Source organism: Spartinivicinus marinus (assembly GCF_026309355.1).
GTDB classification, from domain to species: domain Bacteria; phylum Pseudomonadota; class Gammaproteobacteria; order Pseudomonadales; family Zooshikellaceae; genus Spartinivicinus; species Spartinivicinus marinus.
The window spans coordinates 124,148-148,318 of sequence record NZ_JAPJZK010000002.1 but is presented as its reverse complement, the minus strand read 5'-3'; the positions used below and the strand labels follow the sequence as shown (position 1 = coordinate 148,318).

General features: G+C 39.3%; 21 protein-coding genes and 2 CRISPR repeat arrays (1 of these 23 running past the window's edge). Of the genes, 14 read left to right on the top strand and 7 right to left on the bottom strand.

The features are described 5' to 3' along the window. Window positions 1-40: 40 nt before the first annotated feature. Window positions 41-1,699 carry a phosphatidylinositol-specific phospholipase C domain-containing protein gene (locus tag OQE68_RS28960; RefSeq protein ID WP_180571547.1) on the bottom strand — a complete coding sequence of 553 codons (1,659 nt, stop codon included), beginning with the start codon at window positions 1,697-1,699 and terminating at the stop codon, window positions 41-43. Between the two features lie 623 nt (window positions 1,700-2,322). Here OQE68_RS28960 and tnpC point away from each other — a divergent pair. Further along, window positions 2,323-3,984 carry an IS66 family transposase gene (gene tnpC, locus OQE68_RS28955; RefSeq protein WP_266195951.1) on the top strand — a complete coding sequence of 554 codons (1,662 nt, stop codon included), beginning with the start codon at window positions 2,323-2,325 and terminating at the stop codon, window positions 3,982-3,984. A 31-nt stretch (window positions 3,985-4,015) separates the two neighbouring features. On the opposite strand, the gene tnpB is transcribed toward tnpC, so the two are convergent. Together tnpB and OQE68_RS28945 are read right to left on the bottom strand one after the other, a co-directional pair. Beyond that, complete coding sequence (gene tnpB / locus OQE68_RS28950; protein ID WP_180572016.1) at window positions 4,016-4,369, bottom strand: IS66 family insertion sequence element accessory protein TnpB; 354 nt, start codon at window positions 4,367-4,369, stop codon at window positions 4,016-4,018. A 7-nt stretch (window positions 4,370-4,376) separates the two neighbouring features. Beyond that, entirely contained in the window at window positions 4,377-4,814 is a 438-nt protein-coding gene (locus OQE68_RS28945; protein ID WP_180572015.1) for a serpin family protein, read from the bottom strand. A gap of 265 nt (window positions 4,815-5,079) precedes the next feature. On the opposite strand from OQE68_RS28945, the gene OQE68_RS28940 reads away from it, so the two are divergent. From OQE68_RS28940 to OQE68_RS28915, 6 genes are all read left to right on the top strand, one after another. Beyond that, window positions 5,080-5,418 (top strand): hypothetical protein, encoded by a 339-nt coding sequence (locus tag OQE68_RS28940; protein WP_180571562.1) that lies wholly within the window; start codon window positions 5,080-5,082, stop codon window positions 5,416-5,418. 76 nt (window positions 5,419-5,494) lie between these two features. Continuing rightward, window positions 5,495-5,812 carry a hypothetical protein gene (locus tag OQE68_RS28935; RefSeq protein WP_180571561.1) on the top strand — a complete coding sequence of 106 codons (318 nt, stop codon included), beginning with the start codon at window positions 5,495-5,497 and terminating at the stop codon, window positions 5,810-5,812. Window positions 5,813-5,840: 28 nt separating this feature from the next. Further along, window positions 5,841-6,272, top strand: a complete 432-nt coding sequence (locus OQE68_RS28930) for a protein export chaperone SecB (protein WP_180571560.1) — start codon at window positions 5,841-5,843, stop codon at window positions 6,270-6,272. Between the two features lie 51 nt (window positions 6,273-6,323). After that, window positions 6,324-6,677, top strand: coding sequence for a hypothetical protein (locus tag OQE68_RS28925; protein ID WP_180571559.1), 354 nt, complete (start codon window positions 6,324-6,326; stop codon window positions 6,675-6,677). 201 nt (window positions 6,678-6,878) lie between these two features. Further along, window positions 6,879-7,088 carry a hypothetical protein gene (locus OQE68_RS28920; RefSeq protein WP_180571558.1) on the top strand — a complete coding sequence of 70 codons (210 nt, stop codon included), beginning with the start codon at window positions 6,879-6,881 and terminating at the stop codon, window positions 7,086-7,088. 150 nt (window positions 7,089-7,238) lie between these two features. Then, on the top strand, window positions 7,239-7,946 hold the full coding sequence (locus tag OQE68_RS28915) for a hypothetical protein (RefSeq protein WP_180571557.1): 708 nt from the start codon (window positions 7,239-7,241) through the stop codon (window positions 7,944-7,946). Between the two features lie 237 nt (window positions 7,947-8,183). Here OQE68_RS28915 and OQE68_RS28910 read toward each other — a convergent pair whose 3' ends face one another. Next, window positions 8,184-8,519, bottom strand: a complete 336-nt coding sequence (locus OQE68_RS28910; RefSeq protein ID WP_180571556.1) for an HU family DNA-binding protein — start codon at window positions 8,517-8,519, stop codon at window positions 8,184-8,186. Window positions 8,520-9,112: 593 nt separating this feature from the next. Next, window positions 9,113-10,477, bottom strand: a complete 1,365-nt coding sequence (locus tag OQE68_RS28905; RefSeq protein ID WP_180571555.1) for a Fic family protein — start codon at window positions 10,475-10,477, stop codon at window positions 9,113-9,115. Window positions 10,478-10,814: 337 nt separating this feature from the next. On the opposite strand from OQE68_RS28905, the gene OQE68_RS28900 reads away from it, so the two are divergent. The 3 genes from OQE68_RS28900 (at window position 10,815) to OQE68_RS28890 (ending at window position 13,530) form a co-directional block, all read left to right on the top strand. After that, on the top strand, window positions 10,815-11,558 hold the full coding sequence (locus tag OQE68_RS28900; protein ID WP_180571554.1) for a substrate-binding periplasmic protein: 744 nt from the start codon (window positions 10,815-10,817) through the stop codon (window positions 11,556-11,558). Window positions 11,559-11,887: 329 nt separating this feature from the next. After that, window positions 11,888-12,319 (top strand): hypothetical protein, encoded by a 432-nt coding sequence (locus OQE68_RS28895; protein WP_180571506.1) that lies wholly within the window; start codon window positions 11,888-11,890, stop codon window positions 12,317-12,319. Window positions 12,320-12,618: 299 nt separating this feature from the next. Then, window positions 12,619-13,530, top strand: a complete 912-nt coding sequence (locus tag OQE68_RS28890) for a type 2 periplasmic-binding domain-containing protein (RefSeq protein ID WP_266195950.1) — start codon at window positions 12,619-12,621, stop codon at window positions 13,528-13,530. Between the two features lie 364 nt (window positions 13,531-13,894). Next, window positions 13,895-14,461: direct repeats of the CRISPR family, unit length 28 nt; unit sequence TTTCTAAGCTGCCTATACGGCAGATAAC. Between the two features lie 196 nt (window positions 14,462-14,657). On the opposite strand, the gene cas3f is transcribed toward OQE68_RS28890, so the two are convergent. Further along, entirely contained in the window at window positions 14,658-18,059 is a 3,402-nt protein-coding gene (gene cas3f, locus OQE68_RS28885) for a type I-F CRISPR-associated helicase Cas3f (RefSeq protein WP_180569881.1), read from the bottom strand. Beyond that, entirely contained in the window at window positions 18,056-18,943 is an 888-nt protein-coding gene (gene cas1f, locus OQE68_RS28880; RefSeq protein WP_180569880.1) for a type I-F CRISPR-associated endonuclease Cas1f, read from the bottom strand. The genes cas3f and cas1f overlap by 4 nt, the downstream gene beginning before the upstream one ends. Window positions 18,944-19,126: 183 nt before the next feature. Between cas1f and OQE68_RS28875 the strand changes: the two genes are divergently transcribed. Genes OQE68_RS28875 through cas6f form a run of 4 tightly spaced genes read left to right on the top strand, consistent with a single transcriptional unit; the run spans window position 19,127 to window position 23,055 of the window. Then, the gene (locus OQE68_RS28875; RefSeq protein ID WP_266195949.1) at window positions 19,127-20,482 is read left to right on the top strand and encodes a type I-F CRISPR-associated protein Csy1; all 1,356 of its coding nucleotides are present in this window, start codon (window positions 19,127-19,129) and stop codon (window positions 20,480-20,482) included. Further along, on the top strand, window positions 20,482-21,372 hold the full coding sequence (locus OQE68_RS28870; protein ID WP_180569878.1) for a type I-F CRISPR-associated protein Csy2: 891 nt from the start codon (window positions 20,482-20,484) through the stop codon (window positions 21,370-21,372). The genes OQE68_RS28875 and OQE68_RS28870 overlap by 1 nt, the downstream gene beginning before the upstream one ends. A 27-nt stretch (window positions 21,373-21,399) precedes the next feature. Continuing rightward, a complete protein-coding gene (csy3, locus tag OQE68_RS28865; protein ID WP_180569877.1) occupies window positions 21,400-22,443 on the top strand; it encodes a type I-F CRISPR-associated protein Csy3 in 1,044 nt (347 codons plus the stop codon). 12 nt (window positions 22,444-22,455) lie between these two features. Continuing rightward, window positions 22,456-23,055, top strand: a complete 600-nt coding sequence (gene cas6f, locus OQE68_RS28860; RefSeq protein ID WP_180569876.1) for a type I-F CRISPR-associated endoribonuclease Cas6/Csy4 — start codon at window positions 22,456-22,458, stop codon at window positions 23,053-23,055. A 136-nt stretch (window positions 23,056-23,191) separates the two neighbouring features. Further along, window positions 23,192-24,171: a CRISPR direct-repeat array (repeat unit 28 nt; unit sequence GTTATCTGCCGCATAGGCAGCTTAGAAA) (it continues 489 nt past the right edge of the window).

Below are 24,171 nucleotides of genomic sequence, written 5' to 3'. Positions count from 1 at the left end.
TGTATAAAGTAAAACTTATTTATGGATGGGCACTAGTTAGCTACTGTTTCCAAGCCCATCTCTGATTTTTTCGATTGTTGCAGTTATACATTTGAACATTTGCGCCATCACTATCATTAAATTCAAAAAGATCTAGACATTGACGATTAGCCCTACTTCTGATCTCCGTTGTAGGTAAAATATCCCACCTCTGATTATCCCCACCATGGCATTTGTACATATATACATTGCCATTAGAAGAGGCATCAAGGCATTTATCATTAGCGCCTGATTTTATTTCACCTGTTAACATATTGTAAGTCCAGCGCTGGTTGGGCCATCCAGAACAGTCCCACATTTGAACGTTTGAAGAATTCTCATCCACATCCAAACATTTATTATTATAACCTGTAATTTTCTTATACCCTTTCCCTGCGTACCATTTCTGGTTTTTTAGATTGTTACATTCATGCATTTTAACATTTGCACCATTACTGTCGTTAAATTGGTAAAGATCAATGCATTGCCCATGAGCTCGGTCTTTGATTTCACCAGAAAGCAGTAGGTCCCACTTCTGATTAGCCCCTCCATGACAAGGGCTCATGTATAAATTACCGCCGGGGGCAGCAGCGTCTAAACAATAATTACTGGCAGGTGACCTAATCTGAGCTGTCTGTAAATCGTAGTGCCACTGTTGATTGGTATTACCACTACAATCCCAAACTTGAACGTTAGATGAAGCCACATCAATATCTAAACATTTGTTATTAAAACCAGAGACTACATTAAATAAACGGCTATTATTTGCGTTAATAAGGTCTTGAATAAGGTCTTTTCCGGGAAAGTCCGCAATAACAAACCCTAGGCGCTTGTCTAAGTGGTTAGCTATGTAGTCATGGGACTTTGAATTCATTTGCTTAGCTAAGCCTTTAGGGGTATATATTGCAGTTATATAACCGCTTAAATAATTAATATATTTATTATTTGATGAATCAGTAGCTGCGTCAGCAAAATGCTTTTTAATCGACTTTATTTTATCTACTCCGTTGTCTGGATTGTAATTATCTTGAATGGAAAAATCATTTTTACTATGTTCAATATAAGCGTAGCTAGACGAACCATCAAAATCATCTAAAATAACAATTTTTCCTCTTAACTCACCTAGTGATGGGTTTTTATTACTCCCTCGCCAGACGTGCCTCCCTAAGTCCACATTTTTCATGTAGGACTCAAATGTCTCAACAAAAGATCTAGAGTTATTATCAGGGGTACTTTCTTCTTTTAGGCGGATAAAAATTACTTCACTAGGATTATTTGACAGAAACGAATTAGTATTTCTTAGTACATCTGCGAAGTTTTTATGTAGATAGTAATTGCCATGATGAATAGGAAAACTATCATTAGAGTGTCTGGCTCTAATGTCCAAAAAGCGAATACCTGCTTTAAACTGGGCGTGAAAGTCCATTGATTGAGTTTTTACATAACCTGCTCCTGCTATCATAGTAGTTGTGAATGTTGTGCTGTCATGTGTTCCAGGAATAGAAAGCTCACTAATTAAGGACGTGTCAGGTAACTTAGACATCCAGTTTGAATTGTCATACACATCGGATGTTGAGTCACTAAAAGAAACCTTTGCATAAACGGTAATAATATTTAGTCCCAGTGCTATTGTTAACGTATATAAAATATATTTTTTAAAGATTTTATTAAAACCTATCACAGCCACATTCCTTTAATTTATTTATTGGCCCATTCTATATTTCCGCGAATTTACTGAAGCATCATCAGAAATATATACTTTGATAATGAAACACGAAACCTACTAACTCTCACACCATCGCAACACTGCCTGTCAGACAACACTGGCCACTATCACGTGATTCATAACACCTTGAAAAAGACTTATTAACCTACATCTTCTGTTTCTGTAGATCTAACTCAGAACAAGACAAGTGCGATATATGACTAATGTACATCTAAAGTATTAACAAGTAGCAAAGCTATTTACAATATTTACAAAATAGTGTTCGCATACTACCAGGGAGGCCATTTAATAACTTAGATAATAGTTTTATTGTGTCCTTACGACACCCTAGCTCAACTTTATTAATTTTTAGTGGTTTACTAGCTTCCGAATAATTTGTAAGGAAGTATTATGGTAGACTCAATATCCCTTGAATCAGTCGCAGCAGCCTTTCAAGCCTGGCGAGAAAATCGTGTCCCCTCGGCAATCATGGGGTTACAGTAAATAACTTACACATTATACAGCTAATATCGTCTATCCAATCACCTACCCCCTCTAGTACGCTGCCTACATCAAATTAGCAGCCGTTTATCGTTGTAATGAAATCACCCAAAATCGAGACATTAACTGTCGAAGGCTTCGACCAATTACGCCTAGCCATTGAGCAGTCGAATTTAACAGAGGCACACAAAGCCTTAGTCATTGGTGTATTGGAGCTGTGTTTATGGCTCCAGCAAAAACTGACCTTCTCGCAAATTAGCATTAATAACCTTAAAAAGGCGTTTGGCATCCAATCAGAGAAGCGTTCTCGCGGTACAAAGCCACCAGAGACTGTTGATGCAGACGCACCGATTGAAGATGAGCCTAGCCAGGGTGACACGACAGGAAATACTGATAACATCCAGCCTAAACCAAAACCCGTAGCAGACAAGCCCAAGCGGCCTGGTCATGGTCAATTACACGCCAGTGCTTATACTGCGGCCGAAGTCATTGCGCTCAATCACCCTGATTATAAAGCTGGTGATCCTTGTCCCACACAGTGTGGAGGCAGGCTCTATGAAATCAAGACACCAGGTGTCTTTATCCGCATTGAAGGCGGCCAGTTATTCAATGCTTACCGCTATGAACAACAGCGGTTACGTTGTGCTTTGTGTGGTGAGCTACTTAAAGCGCCACGGTCTTCTAACATCACAGAGAAATACGACGAAAGAGCAAAAGCGATGGTTGCCGTTCTAAAGTATCAGCTAGGCTTACCTCTGTATCGACTAGCTCAATGGCAACAACAAACCGGTGTGCCCATTCCTGATACTACCCAATGGGGATTGATCCTGAATGTTTATCAAGTTGCTGCTTATATCTTCAATGCTCTGGTGACATTGGCTGCACAAAGCCCTTTATTCTTTCAGGATGATACGACAGTCAAAGTGCAATCAGTGATGACGGGTAAGGAGGTGAATCCTGATAAGCCAGATAAAAAAGGCACATTTACTACCGGTCTAGTGGCTGATCATCAAGGTCATCCTATCTATTTATTTTTCTCCGGGGTAAAACATGCCGGTGAAAATCTAACCGATGTATTAAATGAGCGAGAGGAGGATTTACCTATCCCGTTTCAAGCTTGCGATGCCTTATCCCAAAATAAAGTAGATAAAGCCTTAGAAACCATTGTTTGCCACTGTATTGTGCATGGACGACGAAAATTTGTTGAGCTTGAAGCCGATTACCCTGATGAGGCTAAAATCGTCTTGGATACTATTGGGCAAGTTTATGCTAACGAAGCCCATTGTAAAAAACATAAGCTACCCCCTAAAGACCGACTGGCTTATCACCAGGAACATAGCAAGCCATTGATGGAAGAAATGAAGCAGTGGATGGAGCTGCAGCTGGCGGTAGAAGAACCTAAAACACCCTTAGCAAAAAGCTACCGCTACTGGCTTAAACGTTGGGACACCTTGACTCGGTTTTTAACCCGTGCTGGTGCACCATTGGATACCAATACAGTTGAGCGTGCTTTGAAGCTGGCGATTCGCATCAGGAAAAGCAGCTTATTCCACAAAACCCTCAATGGTGCCAAAGTGGGTAGTGAATTAATGAGTGTCATCCATACCGCTTTACAAAATGGCATTAACCCCATTGATTATTTAACGGTATTACAGCAACACCAGGAACAAGTGAAACAAGACCCCTTTGCGTGGTTACCCTGGAATTACCAACAAACCCTGTTATCAATTACAACACAAGAAGCATCATTAGCTGCATAAAAAATAATAAATACGCTCACTTAACAAATAATTAAGCCGCCACTGATTTCCAGTCTTCCGTGATAGAGGCCCGTTTGGGGTTGCCTTGGTATAATAGAATTTGCAGCTCTTTGGCACTGATTTTATAGGTGGTTTCTCCGGCTTTCGGCCACCACTTTAACTTGCCTTGAGAAAATCGCTTCATGCAGAGCCAAAACCCTTGTCCGTCATAGACTAATAATTTAACCGCATCTTTACGCCGGTTCGTAAACACAAAAATAGTCCCTGAATCGGCCTGCTCATTTAATTGCAATTGACACAGTGCAACTAAACTATTCATGCCTTTTCGGAAGTCGATGGGATTAACCGCTAATAATAAACGGTGTTGAGGCGTCAATTGCAGCATAATAATATTAGGCAATAAATCGAGAAATTAAGGCATCGACGGCTTCGGACGATAAATCATTGACCTTAAGGACAGTACCATCGGGTCGTGTAAACTCGACAGTCAGCACATTAGGCCAACAAAGGTCGGTTAACTCAGGATTTATTTCTTCTTTAATACCATCACAATCGACAGTCACAAATTCCTTAGCAGGCGATACAGTTTTTTTAATGGGCTTCACCTTACCCGTTAATTGTCGTTCTTTGCTCTCTAGCTGAGCACGAGAGATTTTTAGTGTTGTTAAAATCTTGGATAATTTATAATGCTCTTGCAGGGCAATGACATCCAACCAAAACGCTTTAGGAAATGGTCTCCGTGTACCTGGTCGTTGCCGCCAAGCATCAAACTTAGCTTTTACTGACTCTAATGTTAATGGTGGTTTAGTAGCAGTTGCTTCTTCTGACATGAGTATCCTCAACAAGGGTGATAACTGTTGAGGTTAGGCTATCAAAGGTTATTCCGGCTTGCACGCACGCCTACCGAGGGGACACGCTGTTTTTGCAAAGGCTTGAGGGGAGGGAGCAGGAAAACAGAGCACTGCGCACCCTGAGATCTGGGTGGTTGCGTTTTATGCACGGCAGAAGAGTTAGACCTAGCAGATGGTTTCAGTCAAAATACTACATGAGTAAATACGTTAATTGAGATGAATAGTTATTAGTTTTGAGAGGAAAATGGAAACTATTGTTTGTTACAGGCCGCTTGGTCAGAAAGAGTTGGATTTGGTAATTGAGAGTGACTATAAAAAATGGCCACCGCGCTTACCTGAGCAACCAATATTTTATCCAGTTACTAGTGAAGAATATGCAATTGAGCTTACTCAGTGGAATATTACTGACTTTGGTAAAGGTTATGTTTCCAGATTCTTAGTTAATAAAGAGTTTATGGACAAGTACCCTGTTAAAACTGTTGGAGCAAAACATCATACTGAGTGGTGGATTCCTGCTGAAGATTTGGAAGAGCTAAACAATAATATTGTAGGAAAAATTGAAATTATTGGTGAGTATGAATAAACGTAACTAGGTAAAAAATAGCACCTTAGTACACCATCTTAAATAAATATTTATTGCAAGTTATGCACTAAAACTCATGAATATTGAAGAAATAGAGAAAGCTATCCGTAAAATGGATAAGAAGCACCATATTTTCAAGTGGTTCTCTTTGGTGATGGGTATATGGCTTTTCTTATTACCAGTATTGCCAGATAGCTTTCCGTATTTAGATTGGCTAAGAGTTGAAGACCCTAATACTATATATACAATGATGGGTGTTTTCTCTGTTGCTTGGGCTATTGATAATTGGCGTACAACAAAAGAACTAAGAATTTTAAAGGCCACCTTAAAGATAGCTAAGAAAAATGCTTGGCTATTATCTAGCCTTTCCTCCACACCACCAACATCAGAGTAACGTTAATTAATAGCTATACGAAACTTATATGAAAGAATGGGATGAGGTTAAAGAAGAATTTGAAGCGGATGGTTCTCTGCGAGATATCTACGTAGAAGAGGTAAATATATCTGAATGGAACTCCTTTATTAGCGCAATTCTTCGTTCAAAATATCGAATAAAATTTATCCATGGAGACAGAGAGATATCTTTGCCAGAGGATTTTGGTAGCATTAAGAAGCTGCAATTAGAAGAGCCCACAACATTACATATTTGGGTAACAGACAAAACTCAATTGAATTGTCATTTTTTCATAGAGTCTGAAATTGAGTTAGATGTTTCACCTTACGATATACAAGATTCGGCTTCGTATAGCTCTCTAGTTAGTTTTTTAAAGTGGTTGGCAGCTTTACTTGGTAAGCAAGTTAAACTCACGCATGAAGGTATGCAAAACCAGGTAATATTAAGTGTCACAAACTAAATCGTTTAGCCTGCTCTCCATGACGCTCATTAGTAGTTAGGTTTTAAAGTAATGAACAATTTTACTTGGGTTTGTTTTGATTGCAGAGTTTCTTATAGGCGACCTAAAAAGCATAATGGCTCCGTTATCTGCTCTATATGTAAAGAAAATTGTTACAATATAGGGGATGCTACTCCTGTCCCGAAAAGACGTGAGACTAAGAAATGGCAACAATTACGAAAATCGTATTCTGATTTAGTTCGAAGCGGACTACCTTCGGAAATTGAAACTGTTCGCTTAAAGCATGATATCGAACAAGGTGAGGCAAGATTAGAGGTTTTGAGAAAATCGAAAAATCGAAAGGCTACTCTGAAAAAGATAGATAAATGCCTTAGACAAAGACACGATATGCGTAAAAAAACCTAATCGGGTAAGAGCTGGAATCTAGCTATTTTAAACCACCAACGTCATAGTGACGTTAATTAATAGTTAAATACTATGAGTAATCAACCACTTTCTAACTTAGTTCCTTATACTTGCTTCGGCTGTCGCAGCACATACAAACGTCCATTTGAAAAAGGTGTGTTTTATCGTAAGTGTCCTACTTGTGGGGGAGCGGCACTATGCATGGACATAAGGTTTCGTCCACCGAAAAAGTTAGATGACAAACAATGGAAAAAAGTAAAATATTTAGTGGATCATGGTTTTAACTTTCAAAAGGTATACCACAAAGAGGGGCCAATTTGGCACCGAGAGCGGTACCCACAAAATTTAGAACAAGCTAAAGAGTTCGTTATCAAGTTCAAGGACCAAGCGTATGACTTCAACATTATTTAGCCAGTTAAGAGCTGGTATCTAGTCAGCTGGTAGTGAATGAGCCAAACTAGTGATGAAAAGTTTTGAGCATATTTATTATCGATGAAGCATGCTTTTGCTCTTGGGCTACCACCATAGAGTTATGGAAAATATCAGTATAGGAAAAGGACGATGAATATAGATGAGCAATGTTGTTTAAATTATTTAAATAAGATTGGTATAAAGGAATACATATATGAGCCTTGTGGTAATAAAAAATTCCCCGATTTTATTGTGAATAATGACACTATTGTAGAAGCCACTAGGCTTACTCGTGTTCTAGAAAATGGAAAAAAAGTAAATAATATTCCAGTACAAGATAAGCTTGAAAAAATTACAGCAGAGATTGGAAACAAACAACTAGGTTATTCATGGTTTATATTTCTTACTTTTTCAAACTCCTGCACAAGGAGTATTGGAAAACTTGGCAAAAAAATCCGCAAAGAGCTAGATGACTTTGCCTCTAAAAAAGATAACTCAGAATATTACTTAATTGATGTCAGCAAAGACCTACAAATTGAGCTATATCTTTCTAGCGAAGTATTTGATAAAACATTTATTGTTGGAGGAATGGATAACATTGAAGGAGATACTGGCTGGTCTGGAGAAGTTTGTTCAAATAGTCTTCAATATAGCATTAATGATAAAACAGAAAAGCTAGAAAAATTTATTAATGATAAAAAAATAGATCATACTAATAAAAACTACTGGCTAGTACTAATTGACTTTATTCACGCTTTACAATACGACAGAATAAACGAAATAAGTGTGGAAAAAAAATATTGGAATAAGATAATAGTTCTTAACCCTGCAGACATAAGTAATAGCTACCAATGGTAAACTTTGTAAAAGATAAAGTATAGATTCAAGCTTCATCTCCACAATTGTTGCTGATAAGCATGATTCTCGCCTTATAACTATCCAGAAAACTGGTTAACTTTTGTATAAAAATTAACCAGTTTGCACTATGTAAATCAATCACTTAGGGTTTTGCTACATACTAAGTTCTCAATTTGTTACGCTGTCACGACATGCAACCCTTTTGAATTTAAAGGGCTGCATCGTTAGTGAAACTTTTTAGCTTAAAGCATAATCTTTTAATTTTTTTAGGGGGGTAGCTTTTACCTGCATGGTGGCAGGTTTGGCCTTAAACATCATTTCTTCACCCGTAAATGGATTGACCCCTTTACGAGCCTTAACTGCAGGTTTTTTCTTAGTCGTCACCTTCAGTAAACCAGGCAAAGTGAACTCACCACAACCACGCTTTTTAATATGCCTTTCAATCAGATCAGACAACTCATCCAATACCATTGATACTTCTTTTTTCGTTAGTCCTGTGTTTTCTGCTAGTTCGGCCAAAATTTGTGTCTTGGTGTAGCGCTCTTTAATTGCAGTTGGTTTTTTAGTTGTCATACTTTATGTCTCTTTATCTATAGTATTAAACGACACAGATAGTAGAAGAAACCTGGGAAGTACGCTAGGAAAACCACACTTACTTGCTTTCACCTTTGATAACTATCACTTTTATACACTAAGGTCACTTGCTAACGAACTGTTAACAGGGTTATCCACTATTTTTGTGGATAAAAACCAACCAGTCGGTTCATATCAGTTATGATTTGTCAGTATATCTGGTGTCATTTTTTAGGAACGGAGAGCTGTCAAGGCCATAAATCGTGGGGGCCCCGCTGGCGGGGTTCCGATTTTAGGCTCTCCGAGCCCTTGCGTGGATCATATAAATAATATACACCTCAATTGGTTGCTAGAATTGAAGATTTCAATTAACGACTTATGTTTAGTAACCCCTTTAAATCAAGTGTATTAAGCGATTAATTATCGATCCAATGGCGCTGGATAGGCTTTCTCCAGGTGTGCTGGCTTTTTGATCATTCCACGCAAAGACGCGTAGAGCCCTTTAATTTTGTCTATTATTTTAGTTAGGGCAGACATTGAGGCTGCAAGGCTTCTTCAACAGGTACGAAACCCGCAACCAGTAGTTAGTAAGCTTATATACCTAACCCTTTTTCATTATATAGAGCTTTCCACTCTTGCAGTTCTCTCTGGGATATTCCCATGCCACTGATACTAAACGGTTGTAAATTGTTTAAATCAAAAGCAATATCGGCCATAAATTTTACTTGATGCTCAGCAGGAATCTCTTGTTGTGTATACTGCTCCAACCGTTGTTTAAGGTGTATACCCACAAGCTTAGATATGACAACCTCTCCTATCAGACGCCGTCTATCGTCACGGTAAAGTACACGCAATGTATCAATGCCCATGGCTTCAGTTACAACGGAATATTGGGCACAACTACGCAAGTAGGAGTAAACATAAAGCTCAGCTAATGGCCTTACCTCATTGAGTTCATAGGTGACGATGACTGCAGTTGCATAGTTATCTTTATCCACATCAATAAATGATAAGGGTACAAGGTTATGCCTTACTAGAGGGATATTCGCACTTAGTCGGGCTGTCCGTTTGTTAACATCAATAAATGCCTGGAGATAGCTAATATGCACCAATAAGAAAAAACTTTGCTCAAACGGGTCTTCTATTGCAGCAGCTTTGGCAATAAGTTTTTCCATCTGATCTGAAAGACGCTGTTGTCCTTCCATAGGTATGTAGGTGGTAGATGAAACTCGTACAGCATCTTGTCGTATATGGCCCGCTGTACCAGGAGCGACTAAGCCATCTGCCAACAAGTAATGCAATGTCTGAATATTCTCTACATTAATTTGTAGACGATTAATGCCGTCAACCAGAAACTGTATTGCATCCTTGTGGTTTAAAAGCATGACTTTTTCAGCATCAATTTTGCCTGTAGCGGCTGTACCTTCTAGTAGCAACTTTTGAGTATCAACTAATGAGTAGGTATTTCCTTCTAGGCGTGAGGAATGGTAAGACAAGTCAATTAATAGCCGATTAAATATTTTTCGAGCATAAGTCCCAGCAGGTAGCTCTTTGTTTAACCTCTGTCCTGTGTTATGGAGTTGTGTGCGTTCCATTTCTGTAAGGTAAAATGTTTCGTTAGGTAAATAAGCCTCTAACCAAGCAAGTTTGTAGGTGCATGGTGTTCGCTGAAATAGAGGTTTATGCACTTCAGCTATAAGTTGTAGGCTGTGGGTTGAATAGTTGAAGCCAGCCCCCGAAGCACTGGTTATCGGTTGTTCTTGAGCCTCAGTTGGCTGAGCATAGAAGTAACGCCGTCCTTTATGCTCACCTTTTGCATGAACTTTACCTTCACTGACTAATTGAGCAAGATAACGCCGTAGGGTACGCTCAGGAATATCTAAGCCTTCTTTGATCTCACCAAACGCCACTGGAGCGGTGAACTGTTTAAGATGCTCTATGATGTCACTTTTTCGCATAGACAGTCTATATATCGGCACTTATCGGCCACTATTAAAGCATAAAAAACTAATATCGGCCACTTATCGGCCAAAAAATGTCTTAGTGGCCAGTTGAGGTTCCAGAATTTGGCCGATTCTTGATGTTATCGGCTGGTTTTGAATGGACTACAGGGGAATTGGGTTAAGGATGGAGCATTGAGGGGTTCTGAGAGTTTGGTGGTTAAACTGTGTACACGGCAGAAGGAGTAAAATCTATAATGAATATTGAATCAACTTAAGCATCAGAGTGACGTACATTAATAATTCGATTCACTAATGGGTATATTCTACATAGCTTAAGGTTTATTAAGAAATTATGACTCTTAGGAAAATATTATATCTTATATTTGCTTCATTAGTTCTTGTAGGCACAAGCAGTTATTCAGAAGAACTCTTAATTACCGGGAATGCTTTTAAGAAACCAAAGATTTGGAAGGAGGGTAAAGAATCTAAAGGCATTTTGGTAGACATTATGAAATATGCTGGCAAAAAAATGGACCTTGAGTTCAAAGTTGAACTCTATCCTTGGGCAAGAGCTTATCATTATGCTTCTAATGGAAAGGTTGGAATCGTCGGATTGTCCATAACACAGGAGCGGTTGAAGATTTTTGACTACTCAGTCCCCCTGTATTATGACGAAGTAATTCTTGTGGTCAAGCGCGGTAATGAATTTAAGTTTGAGAACAACGAGGACTTAAGAGGCAAGATAGTTGGTGCTTGTAGAGGATGCAGTTTTGGTCCTGAATATGAGAAAGCAAAGAAATATTTTAAACTTAGCCCAGACGAAAATAATATCCAACGGTTAATAAAATTATTAAAAGGGCGGATCGAGGTCGCAGTTTTTAGTCCTGGCGAGGCTGCTTTGAATTCTGTAATTAACAAAGCAAATGACTTAACAAGAGATCAATTCTCTATCCTTGATAAACCTATTACTAGAGATCCGAATTATTTAGCTTTTGCAAAAAAGCTAAACATGAAAGATTTTTTATCTGAGTTTAATAAAGTGATAAAAAAGGGCTATGACTCAGGAGCAATTCAAAAGATTATAGAAAAGTATTGAGATCCAACTGAATGCATGCTGATATCTAGCCAGCTCGCCCACCCCACCCTGCACTAGCCAGAGTGTGGGATTCCTCTCTATCTAATTTGATCAAACTACAACCAAACTGTCATATACTCCCAGATAACTACCACTAATTGTGATTATCGGAAGTTTTTAGGAAAGCTTGAGGGAGGGAGCAGGAAAACAGAGCACTGAGCAGCATTGAGAGCCAGGTGGTTTAGTTTTGTGCACATTAAAATTAGACCATATTGCGTTTTTCAGTCAGAATACAGTGTCCATAGATTGATCAATGTAATTTTAATTAAGTTAGGTATGTGAGTAGTAAAATGAGATATTTATTAGCAGTTTTCTCTGTGATAGTGATGAGCAAAATCCAAGCACAAGAAATAGTAGTCAATAAAGGAAAATACTCTGATTACTACCATATGATGTACAAACTAGAAAGTGGGAAATATAAAATAAATTCGAACTATGGATTTAATGAAGGTGGTCAGTTTGAAGTACTAGTACCTAAACAATATTTTTCTGTACCTGCTCCAAACTGTAAGGAAAATATAATTATTAGAATGCCTTGGTCTGATAATGAAACTAAGAAGCAAGCTTTGTATAAAAAGTTAGTTGCTCAAAAGGAAGTAAACGTTGTTTTGGAGTTAAACCCTTATATTAACTTAGTTAACAAAAAACCACTTAAAGTGGAGCTTCAGTATTGTAATGTATTTTTCAGGCATCGATCTGGTGATTACTACGATAGTTTATAATTCATATAATCAAAATAGATCAACCTACAACCAAACTGTCATATATTTCCCGGTAACTGCCGCTAAGTAGAAGAGTTATCGGCGGGTTTTGGAAAGGGAGCAGAGTGCATTCGTAGGGAAAGGAGACAAGAGGGTAGTTGTTAAACGATGATGACTATTAACTGTTAGTGTAACTGACAACAAATGGAGTTCTTTTCGCGTTCTTTTACCAACTTATGGTGAAAACGACACGCAGATCAACTACATTCATATTAGCTCTATACTCATTATGTCGATACTAAGAAACTACATATTACTCCATGTATAAGATAAAAATTTTTCTATTAAAGGCAACTATGCTACTTGCTTTAACATCAGTTACTACTTTTGGATCACCAAACTCAGACCCAATGGTGTATATCTACCCGAAACCACATTCAGCAACAGATACTCGAAGACAAGAAGTTATCGCCTTGATACTCGAAGCATTAAATAGAACTGAAGCTAAATATGGAAAATATATACTTAAACCATCATCAGATTATATAAACGAACTTAGAGTTATTGATCTACTAAAAAAAAGTGAAAACCAACTAGTGACAGTTGCTTGGCTGGATACTACGAAGACTCTCGAAGAAGACTTGTTACCTGTGTATATACCAATTCAAAAAGGTATTGTTGGTTACCGAATTTTTTTAATTAGAAAAGAAGATGAAAATAAATTTAGTAAAGTAAAATCTATCGAAGACTTGAGAAAATATACGAATGGGCTTGGCCATACTTGGGTAAATCGGAACATCATGGAGCTAAATAACCTTCCTTATATTTCAAGTCCAACTTACGAAGGTTTATTTCATATGCTTAATAGTAAGCGATTCGACTACTATTCAAGAGGAATTAATGAAGCCTTTCCTGAGTTAGAAGCAAGGAAAAATTTACTTCCAGAACTTATTGTAGAGAAAAAACTTGCTTTACATTACACTAAACCAAGCTATTTATTTACTTCAAAACAAAATATAAAACTAAATAATAGACTCTATGAAGGTTTATCAATTTTATTAAAAGATGGCACCTTTGATAGGATATTTTGTGAAGTGAATGGTGATGCAATAAGAAAAACTAATTTAAAAGAACGAACTATCATAAAGCTTAAAAGTCCATTTTTATTTAAAACAACACCAATTGAAAGAAAGGAATTATGGTTTAGTGAAAATAACCAAGTCTGTATGTGATACGCTCATATTCAGAAATATAACCAGCTCTTTCCAAAGCAAAAAACTGGTTAACTTTTGTATAAAAGATAGTGAGTTTACGCTATAAAAATCAATCACATAGGACTTTGCTACACAACTAGTTTTAGAGCCCACGATTGCAATGTTTCTTTAGGATAAGCAGGCTTAATATTTGTGATTAAAGATTATTAATAGACTAAAAATTGACCTCCTCGCTTCTTTTGCTAGGTTATGCGACCCTACTATTGGTCCATAACAGTAATAGGGTGTTTGGAGAGCTGATCCTCTAGCCCTCTATTCACTAAGTATAAACTGCCTATGCGACAGATAACTTAATAGAAAATTTTGGTAGAAACGTTAACGATTTCTAAGCTGCCTATGCGGCAGATAGCTACCAAACAGTTAGCCAGCCTACATGCAAATTTTCTAAGCTGCCTATGCGGCAGATAGCTATTAGCTGTAAATACAACTCCTACAGTTCTATTTCTAAGCTGCCTATGCGGCAGATAGCCCTCAGTTATTTGTCAAGCATAAAGGAAGGGATTTCTAAGCTGCCTATACGGCAGATAACAACACATAGTCAATACCAGTAACAAGGCAATATTTCTAAGCTGCCTATACGGCAGATAACACTGACCTAATACCAAATCCCAGTCATTGGCTTTTCTAAGCTGCCTATACGGCAGATAACCACACGACCATAGTCGTCTTTGGCTTTGTAATTTTCTAAGCTGCCTATACGGCAGATAACCTTTGTCAGCTGGTAGTGGGTCCACTGAAACATTTCTAAGCTGCCTATACGGCAGATAACGACAGCCCCATGGATGCACGCCATGCAGCCATTTTCTAAGCTGCCTATACGGCAGATAACTCATACACATCAACATCATCCAGGCTGGGAAATTTCTAAGCTGCCTATACGGCAGATAACAGTCATCACTTGATGTTAAGTGACTAACTTTCAAACAAAAACATCAAATCCACCTGGAAAACCTTCCATTTCTAAATAAAAATAAAAGTGCCTTAAAATCAAGTTGTTAAAGAGCAGCAGCTAAAACGAAGTATTGAGGTTAGTTTACTTAAGCTGTATAGCAAAAGCGACGACGGTATATGAGTTGATAATTGTATTATTCCCAGCCATTATGTTTCTTAGTCGCACCTAACCAGAAGTGGTATGAAATCTGTAATAGTGTTTGACCATTATTCTCAAACTCAAATCCAAGCAACATTTGTCGGGTATAATCATCGTCATTATCCTGATAAAGAAGAGACTTCAATGATTGATATTCATCTTCAATCTGAGCGGATGAAAATAGTTGCTGTAACAGCAGTCTGTTCTCATTAACATTCATTTTTAAGTTTATTGCACTATTTGCTGATACTGGATTACCCTGCTGCTTGCCTGATGTTTTCACTATTATTTGCCACCAATCATCCTGATTGTCACACCAATACAAGATTTTATTCCGGTGCTGCCGAAAAGGGTTGCCCTTACTGTGCCGATCATTGGCAGCCAATAGTGGATCATTACACCAGTCTACTAAGTTATATCCTTCAGCCTTTTTAAGGTCTTGGTCACAGGTGCGAGCGTTTGATGTGGTGTGTAAATAATCATACTGTCGTTGATGCTCAAGCGCCGTAATTTCCGCCTCAGATGAAGAGGGAATGGCTAAGTTATAACGTGCATCTAGTTTTTCCTGCCAACTTTTTGGGTAAAGTGCTTCGGCTTGCTTGGTTGAAAGTTCATAATGTTTTTTGGTCTCTACCCCTGGGTTTTGGTAAACCACGCTGCCAGTTGGATTGAGCCAATATTGAATAACGGTTGGCAGTAGTATTATGTTTGATTCAGTTATCAGTAAATCACGATGGCGCAGTATGCGTCCTCCACATTGCACAACAGATCGGGTCGATGACGGTTCTAGTATGCCCCAATCAAAGTCATGATCACGACCTACCTCTTCAACACCCGTTGCTACTACCATAATCAAGACTTGCTCCGCTTCGGTATTATCTAATAATTGACGAATTAATGGTTCATCCCAAAGCGCGTCTGGTTTTTTACGGTGAAGTGCTTGATCTAACCATTTTTCAGTATGCATACGTGCAAGCCCAGGTAGGCGTGCATGATAACAAACCACTTGATGCTCCCAGCCTGAGCCGCTATTCACATCAGTTAACTGACTACTTAGATACCAACAAGAAGATACATGGCTTACTCGAATTAAACCAATCGATAATTTTTTTCCTGTTTTCGGATCTGTTTGAGCAAAGCGTTGATGGAGAGTTTGTGCCGCCTGATATAGTAAATTTGGCAGCATGGGTAATGTAAAATTATCAGGTACCTTTAGCCACTCTACCTTTCGTTTTGCTGGCTGCTGGTCCATATGGGTAATGAGCTTCTGACTGTGCTTAGCATGAATAGTGTTGAATTTCTTTAGAGCTTTATGGTCATCGTCATCATTAATCCAGTGGGTTTTACAAAGCGTACTGAGATGACTAAACCAGCCGACAGCTACTTGTGGTTTTGTGATCTCTAAACGATGGCAGTAGTGTAAATAGCCCGCTCGGTAAGCACTAAACATGGCAGAGGCAATCGATGGTGATAAAGTAGCAGAAGATAACAACACCCGCCGGCCAGCTAACCCAGATAAATACACTAACTTACCTAATACGACGAGGGCGGTTTCATCGAAGTTATCAACCTCATCAATAACTAAATCAGCAGACAATAGCCGCAGCATTGCAATTAAATGGCTGCCCCTTCGGGCATCAGCTGCAGCGGCCAGGTAGTCAGCAGTGCAAACTACAACTGGGCTAGCTAATAGTTTTTGCTGTTTAATTTTTTTGTCTAATAAGATTGATAACGCTTGAGGCAGTAAATGCACGTCAGGGTCACCATCAACCATTAATCCCTCTTCATTTTCTGCAGCAAGGCTTTCACTGCCCTGAGCACAGCTCTCTTCATACTTCATAAGTCGTTTAATAAAAGACTCGCCGACTAAGACAGTTAATTGAGCTGAAGCTAATTCTAATTCTTTACGATACACCTGGCCGGTTTGTAAGGTAAGGCTCCGCAGCCCAATGATTACCGTGTAGCGCAATTCAGGTGAAATGGTAGCCATAATACGTGCGCAGCCACGGGTTTTACCATAACCAGTACCGGCTTGTACTAGGCCAATAAATCCAGCATTTTCCCCTGCTTTGTTTACCGACTTAACGGCATTACAGGCACTATCTTGCCAAGCATAAACAGAATGTTTTGGCTCACAAGGCTGACTACGCAGAGGGGCAGGCAAGTCAGTCTTTTCAATGGCGGGTAATGACAGGTTTGGCTGCCAAAGTGATCGCGTCATACTGGATGCTTGCTTACCAACATTAAATAAGTGATTACCTAATAAGGCGCCGGGGGACGTTTCTTTTCCTTTTGCTGTATTCGCGAGTAATGATAGAGGGCTATTACTCTCTAGGTTATCGCCACGATTATCTTTAGCTGATACGGCATGGTCTGCGCACATCATGCCGGTTCGGCTGTAATGTATTATTGTGGTAAGAAAGGTTTGCTGCCACTGGGGATCTTGCAGTAGAGCCTGATGGTTAGTCAGCCAGTGTTGTATTTTCTGAATACAGTGCGCCACGCCCTTAAGCCATTGTTGGTCTTGCTCCCAAAAACGCTGCTCAGTATCTGCCGGGCGTAAATTATTATGTAAGTCGTCTTTATCATTCTCTTGTTCAGAGGAGCTACCATTAACATGGTTTTTACACGTCAGAATGATTTTGTTTGACTGGCTATCTTTGTATTTTCCGAAGGGGACACGATGGTGGCTTACAATGAGCCATAGCCATGCCCATAATAGTGGCGCTTGGAGAGTCTTTATAGGCAAGGGAAGTGGTGACTCATGGGATTGATCTATGTCTACAAGCCACCCGCCGTCTTCTACCAGCTGAGAAAAATAAGCCGATAATTGCTGCTTATTACTTAAAGCATTAACCCAGGATTCATCATTTTTTGGCCATGTTTTCACTTGGCAAACTTTTTTTACTAACGCTTTAACTAATACTGTTGACAGTAATTCATGGCGAACAGGGTCAGTGATTCGTTGCTGATTGCCTTGTATGGCGGCCTGCAGTTTTTCTTGAAAAAAAGCATTATCCTTGCCGATATCATGAAAAAAACCGGCTAGCTCGGATAAATAAGCACAAAGTCGTTGCATTGGAGACGCTTGTTTTGGAATATTAAGTACATCTTGCTGAGTAGTTGAAAATGCAAAAATACCATCGGCATTAAAATGCTTTCGACTACCCACCACCCATAATAATGCTGTCCGTGTGCGTCCCAGTACACGATGACAGGCAACAGCCATATGCCGAGAGCTGGCTTGTCGTAATAATGAGTGAATATGTTGTAGCCCCTCTTCACTCATATGGGTAAGCCAAGTCCGTTGACCTATTTGATTGGCATATTGATTAAGTATTTTTCGTGTTCGCTTGAGAGCCTTATGCTCACACTCACTGACAAAAATGACAATCACCAGTCCATCTCCGTTACAGCTTTAATGTGGTCAAATAAAAAACGGAGCGTTTTGGTTTGATCAAAAAATGCAATACAGCGATTACGCATCTGTTGATCAGATTCTTGATTGGCGGCAGAGATAAATGCATTAGGTAAAATGGTGGCGTCTTTGATCATATCGGCCACATCAAACACTAATGCACCACGCCGTGTCATACCATGAGCCACTGGTAAAGAATGCGGAATGCCCAATACCCATAAAACTGTTGCTGCTAGCCCATAAGCCAGGTAATTACCGTGGTCCAAGTAACGGTTAAAGCGGTCACCTGTTTCACCACTACCGGGCTTACGCTCAAAATGATGTCCACCGGTTATTTCAGCGGCAATACGATAGAGCTGACGAGCAAAATTAGCTTCATAGCCCATTAGGGTTTGGCCATTGGTGGCGCATAATATTTGAGTTTGGTAATGATGAATAACTGCATTCAAATCAACTTTTTCAAATGCATCTAACTTACGCCAACTGTCTTCTAAAAAGCTGCAGCGTTGTTGTTGAAAATATTGATAGACCTTTAAACGGTTGGCAGTGGATTGCCACATTTTAACCCAAGCTTGTAAATATTGTGTTGGTCGATATTCATTTTGAGAAGCTAAAAATAAAGGTGTTCCACCTCCACCAGTAAATCCTAATAATACACCCGCTTCGGCTAACAGCCGAGTAGCCGGCTGTGTAATTGAGGTGCCAGTACCTAATAGCAATACATTGGTATTAGCATAAGGAATAGCAAAATATTTTTGAAAGCCATCCTTTTGTTGTACATAAGTAAGTTGTTCATCTTTTACCATCACTCGGCAGTGTTCGAGTAAGTATAAGCCTTGGCGATGTGAGGGTAATAAACTCATAGAACATCCTTGTATAAAAAGTAGTACCTGCCTATGCGGCAGCTGATTTAACTATAAAACACAACAAATAGACTTCTAAGCTATCTTTGCGATAGTAAATAATTACAAATAAAATAATAATTCCTCTATATGTTGAGTTTAAAAGATAATACTGATAACGTATTTCAAAGACAAGTAGATAAAATGATTTTTACTATGAAACAAGCATCCAGTGTTTTGTTTAATGCTAAGGAGTTAGCGGACTTAGTCAGTCGTTTTGATAAGTCACCACCGCCTAACATTACTAAAATTGAGTTAACTCAATTTATTGTTGTATTAATCAATGCCACGATTTATAAATGTAAAAAAAATAATGAGCGCTTACACGATCGTGAATTAGCTAAGGAGTTTTTATGCAATGAGAAGTCATTAGATACATTATTAAGCACAATTGAATTAGTAGGTACACACAATCTAAAGTGTCCAAATGCAAGTGTCAGTCAGGGTGCTGCTGTCGACCTTGATTTAGAGCATAAAGCAGTTGCTACTATACCTTACGTACACTCAATCAGTACCCATACAGCGCGATTGGTTAGCGGAGCGGGTAATGCCTCTAATGCAGGTTATATTCGGCTATTAGCCCAAGAGTTTTGTGTGGATGGAGCGTTACTGTCTTTAGTGCAGTGTTTTGCCCAGGGCGTAGAACCAGTAGTTAGTATTCTAAAAACACTGGGGCTTGAAGAGCATTGGTGTGAAAAGTTGCAGCTAAAAGCACAACAATATTGGTCTCAATCGAAAGATTCTCGGCCTGTTGACCGCTTTGCTAAGCAGGTATTTTGGCCGATTCGTGATGGAGATGGGTTTCAAGATATTTTAATCACACCAGTAGTCCCTTTTGGTTTTACCCGAGAGTTACATCATCGGTTAAATGAGCGGCGTTTTAGCAATAAAAAAGAAGATGGTAAAGCAGTAGAAAAAGAGCAGAAAAAAAATCAATATTTTACTGTATTGGATGTAAAGATTGGTGGCTCAAACCCGATTAATACTGGCCCATTTAGTTCTGAAATAGGCGGCAAATACAAACATTTTATTGCTAATATGCCAATGCCTGTATCATCAGGTCAGCAGTCAAAACTATGGTTTCAATTAACATGCTGCAAAGACAGTATATTTGAATTGTCTCGTCGAAAACCATTAGATGCTAGTGCTTTAATGAACCCAGGGTCAAAGGACATGCCTGATCGGCACCGTCGAGCTTACCATCGACAATCTGCCATTAATTTAGTATCACAATTATTTCATCGTATTTTAAAGGTAAAAGAAGCATTACATCAGTTGCCGGTTGACGAGCATATACAAAAACTCTCTCATTTACCCGATGATGAGCAAGCTTGGTTATTAGAAACTTTAGCTAAAAATAAATTGCTATCTGTCAAAGAAAAAGCTGACCAAGTGATGCAAGAAGCTCGTTATATTAATGGCAAAGAGGCTGCTGTATTGGGAGATAGCGATCGTAAAATAATGAATCATGCGTTGAATGAATGGTGGGAGGCAAACTAATGGAATTTGCAGGTTATTTATTTTTGCCGTCTTTATCAATTGAACAAGCCAACGCCGAAGCCAATATGTATATTGCCGGATTTCCTGCCCTAACAGCATTTACAGGATTTGGTCATTGGTTGGAATTAAACTGGTTGAAAGACGTAGCCAGTCAACATGAGTTGGAAACCCTGCAGATTCGTGGTGTTTCCATTATTGGTCATCAGCTATCCCTTATTCCAGGACAAAGCAAGTGCCCGCCGGCACTTCATGGCAAAGCACCCACTAAACCAAAATCCATGAACCCACCGATTGTTCAGGAGCTGAAAGTAGACTTACGTCTGTCATTGGTACTGTCCGTTTGGATGGATGAAGATGAAGAGCCCTGTGAAGTGGACTCTGCGATTAAAGAGCAACTAGCACAGTTAAATGGACTATTGGTGAAGACGCCTTTAGCGGGTGGTCGCGTTATTAAACATGGCCATATTGCGTGGTGCAATTCTTCTCAAAAGCTGACAGAACAGCTAAAAAAGATCGGTAACGGTTGGTTATTGTGTAATCGAAAAGAACTGCTCATGCCAGAAGATGACGGTGATGAGCAGGACAGTTTAGACCGGCTATTGGATGTACTGGCATTAAATAAAAACGATGATGGGCAATACACGCGAAATCAACCAGGCTGGATAATCCCTACCGCGATTGGATACCGTTTAATTGAGTCACCTAAAAATCGGACGGGTACACGACAGCCGTTGCCTCACGCCTATGCAGAGCCAGTTACCTCCGTGGCACAGTGGCGCTATTTATCAAGCCATAGCAAAAACAATTTAGATTTAAAAAATATGCAAGCGATTTGGCAGCATACCTATGATGCCAACAACCGTTTATTGACTGTTGATACTACTGAATAGCCCGATATTGAAAAAGGAAGCAGAATAATGGCTAAGTTTGAATTACCCACCATGCTCAATTATACCCGTTCGATTATCCCTTCTAACGGTGTATTTACGTGTTTAACCAATGAAGAAAAAGAGTTACCCGTATTCGTCACCAGCCAAACGGTACGTGGCACAATATCCAATTACGCAGGTATTGGTCGTTCAGGTAAAACCAGCGACAACGAACAAGTTAAATTGTTAGATATTAATAATGCCAATATTAAAGCAATTGATGTCTGTTATTTGCCAGAAAATGCATCGGTTTTTAAATTAAAATTTAGTCTCACGTTTGCTGGCCATTCATCGGCGCCAGGTGCTTGTAACAATCCTGATTACTTTGAACAGTTAGAGTCATTTGCTGCGCTTTATAAAGAAAAAAATGGCTATACAGAACTGGCTAAACGGTATTTAACCAATATTATTAATGGTCGCTGGATGTGGCGGAACCGTTACGCCACTAATAAGCAAGTGGCCATTCAGCTGAACGAGACAACATTTGTATTTGATGTGAATAGTGCGCTAGATACAGATTACAGTGACTATGAAGGGTTTGGTGAGTTAACCCAGCAAATTAGCCAATCGCTCAGTGATACAACCCCTCCACTCAGGCTACAAGTGTCAGGCACAGGAAATCTGGGTTTTGGTCAAGAGGTATACCCGAGCCAAGAGTTTGTCGATAGTAAAGAAAACAAGAAAGGTAAGGTACTTGCCTCACAACTTTATGGCAATACTGGTCAGCGGCAAGCCACTATGCATAGCCAAAAGATCGGTAATGCGATACGCACGATTGATACCTGGCATAAAAAAGCAGATAGCTATGGAGCTATTGCCGTAGAGCCTTATGGGGTTGTGCAACAAAGAGCTGAAGCAGTACGACTGCCTTCCAATAAAGACGACCTTTACCATCACTTAACCTACTTGACTGCACTGATTGAATCACTGCAAAGCGAAGAAGCGATAGCTGATTCAGCTCATTATGTGATGGCTTGCCTGATACGTGGTGGCGTATTTAGTGGAGAAAGCAAAAAAGATAAAAAGAAATAAAGGAGGGGGGCCATGCAGTTAAGCCATTATGTTGACGTAGATATTATCACTCCAGCAAACGAAACAGGTTGGATGATGGGTAAAGTCATGCGACAGTTGCATGGTTACTTATCTGCCAATGAAATAAATACCATTGGCGTTGCATTTCCAGAATTAAAAAATAATCATCCAGGTAATCAACTGCGAATATTTGGTGATCAAACTGCTCTAGCAAGGCTAATTAAGGGTTCAAATTTACTCTTTTTACAAGAATCTGGTGGTATCAAGTTAATCCAGTGTTTGAATACACCTGAAGTTAATACCTTTGTTAGCTACAGACGGAGCCAACGTGCGGATCGAGGTAGCCCAAAAGGCCTAAAAAAAGGACAAGAGCGCTTCATTCAATATCTAAAAAATAAAGGCATTGAGCCTGATCAAACCATTTTAAAAGCACGTGCTCATCGGTGGCATAAGGAGTATCAAGCTGAGCGAGCATTTCTATCGATTGGCAGCAAAAGCACAGGCCAGCAATTTCAGCTGTGTATACAGCAAACTCTTTCTAGCAAACCCACTGAAGGCTATTTCTCTAGCTATGGGCTAAGCAAGAGTGGAACAACGCTACCTTACTTCTAGCAAACCTTCGTTTGTATAGGTGCTCTTTAACAGACTGATATTAAAGCATTTTTATTCTCTCTGGGAAAAGGAAGGTTTTTCCAGTGGATTTGATGTTTTTGTTTAAAGATGAGTCACTTAGCATCAAGTGATAACCGTTATCTGCCGCATAGGCAGCTTAGAAAAGCACTAAGAAGTGCTGCAACAACATTCTTTTGTTATCTGCCGCATAGGCAGCTTAGAAATTGTTAATCATCATCAGATAGTGTGGGTTTTTGTTATCTGCCGCATAGGCAGCTTAGAAAAGCCAAAGTGGTCAGAAATGTTCGATGACGATGTTATCTGCCGCATAGGCAGCTTAGAAATACTAACGCAGCTACCGCAGCAATTACCCAACGTTATCTGCCGCATAGGCAGCTTAGAAATTACAGCAGGTTTGCGAAAAAATGGACTTTGCTGTTATCTGCCGCATAGGCAGCTTAGAAAAATAAAGGAAGAAAGGAAAGCCGCGCTTAAAGGTTATCTGCCGCATAGGCAGCTTAGAAATATTGTCTTGTTGCTGGTATTGACTATGTATTGTTATCTGCCGCATAGGCAGCTTAGAAATAACACCAAATCCCAATCATTAGCTGGAATAGGTTATCTGCCGCATAGGCAGCTTAGAAAATGATAATATAGTTACCACGCTGTAATGTTGGGTTATCTGCCGCATAGGCAGCTTAGAAATTGTTAATCATTAATTTACGCATATCTTTTGCGTTATCTGCCGCATAGGCAGCTTAGAAATTATTGGCTGGGGAGTAGCTTTACACCGTTAAGTTATCTGCCGCATAGGCAGCTTAGAAAAATCAGTTGCTCTTGTGAGATTTGCGCTTGCTGTTATCTGCCGCATAGGCAGCTTAGAAACATTCATTTAAAATCACAAGCTAAAGGTGTTAGTTATCTGCCGCATAGGCAGCTTAGAAATGTTTATGCAAAGATTGCAACAATTATTGGTAGTTATCTGCCGCATAGGCAGCTTAGAAATTTCAAACTTTGAGGACTCATATGGACATAGCGTTATCTGCCGCATAGGCAGCTTAGAAACTTTGGAGTCCGCGCACTAGATGTCACAACAAGTTATCTGCCGCATAGGCA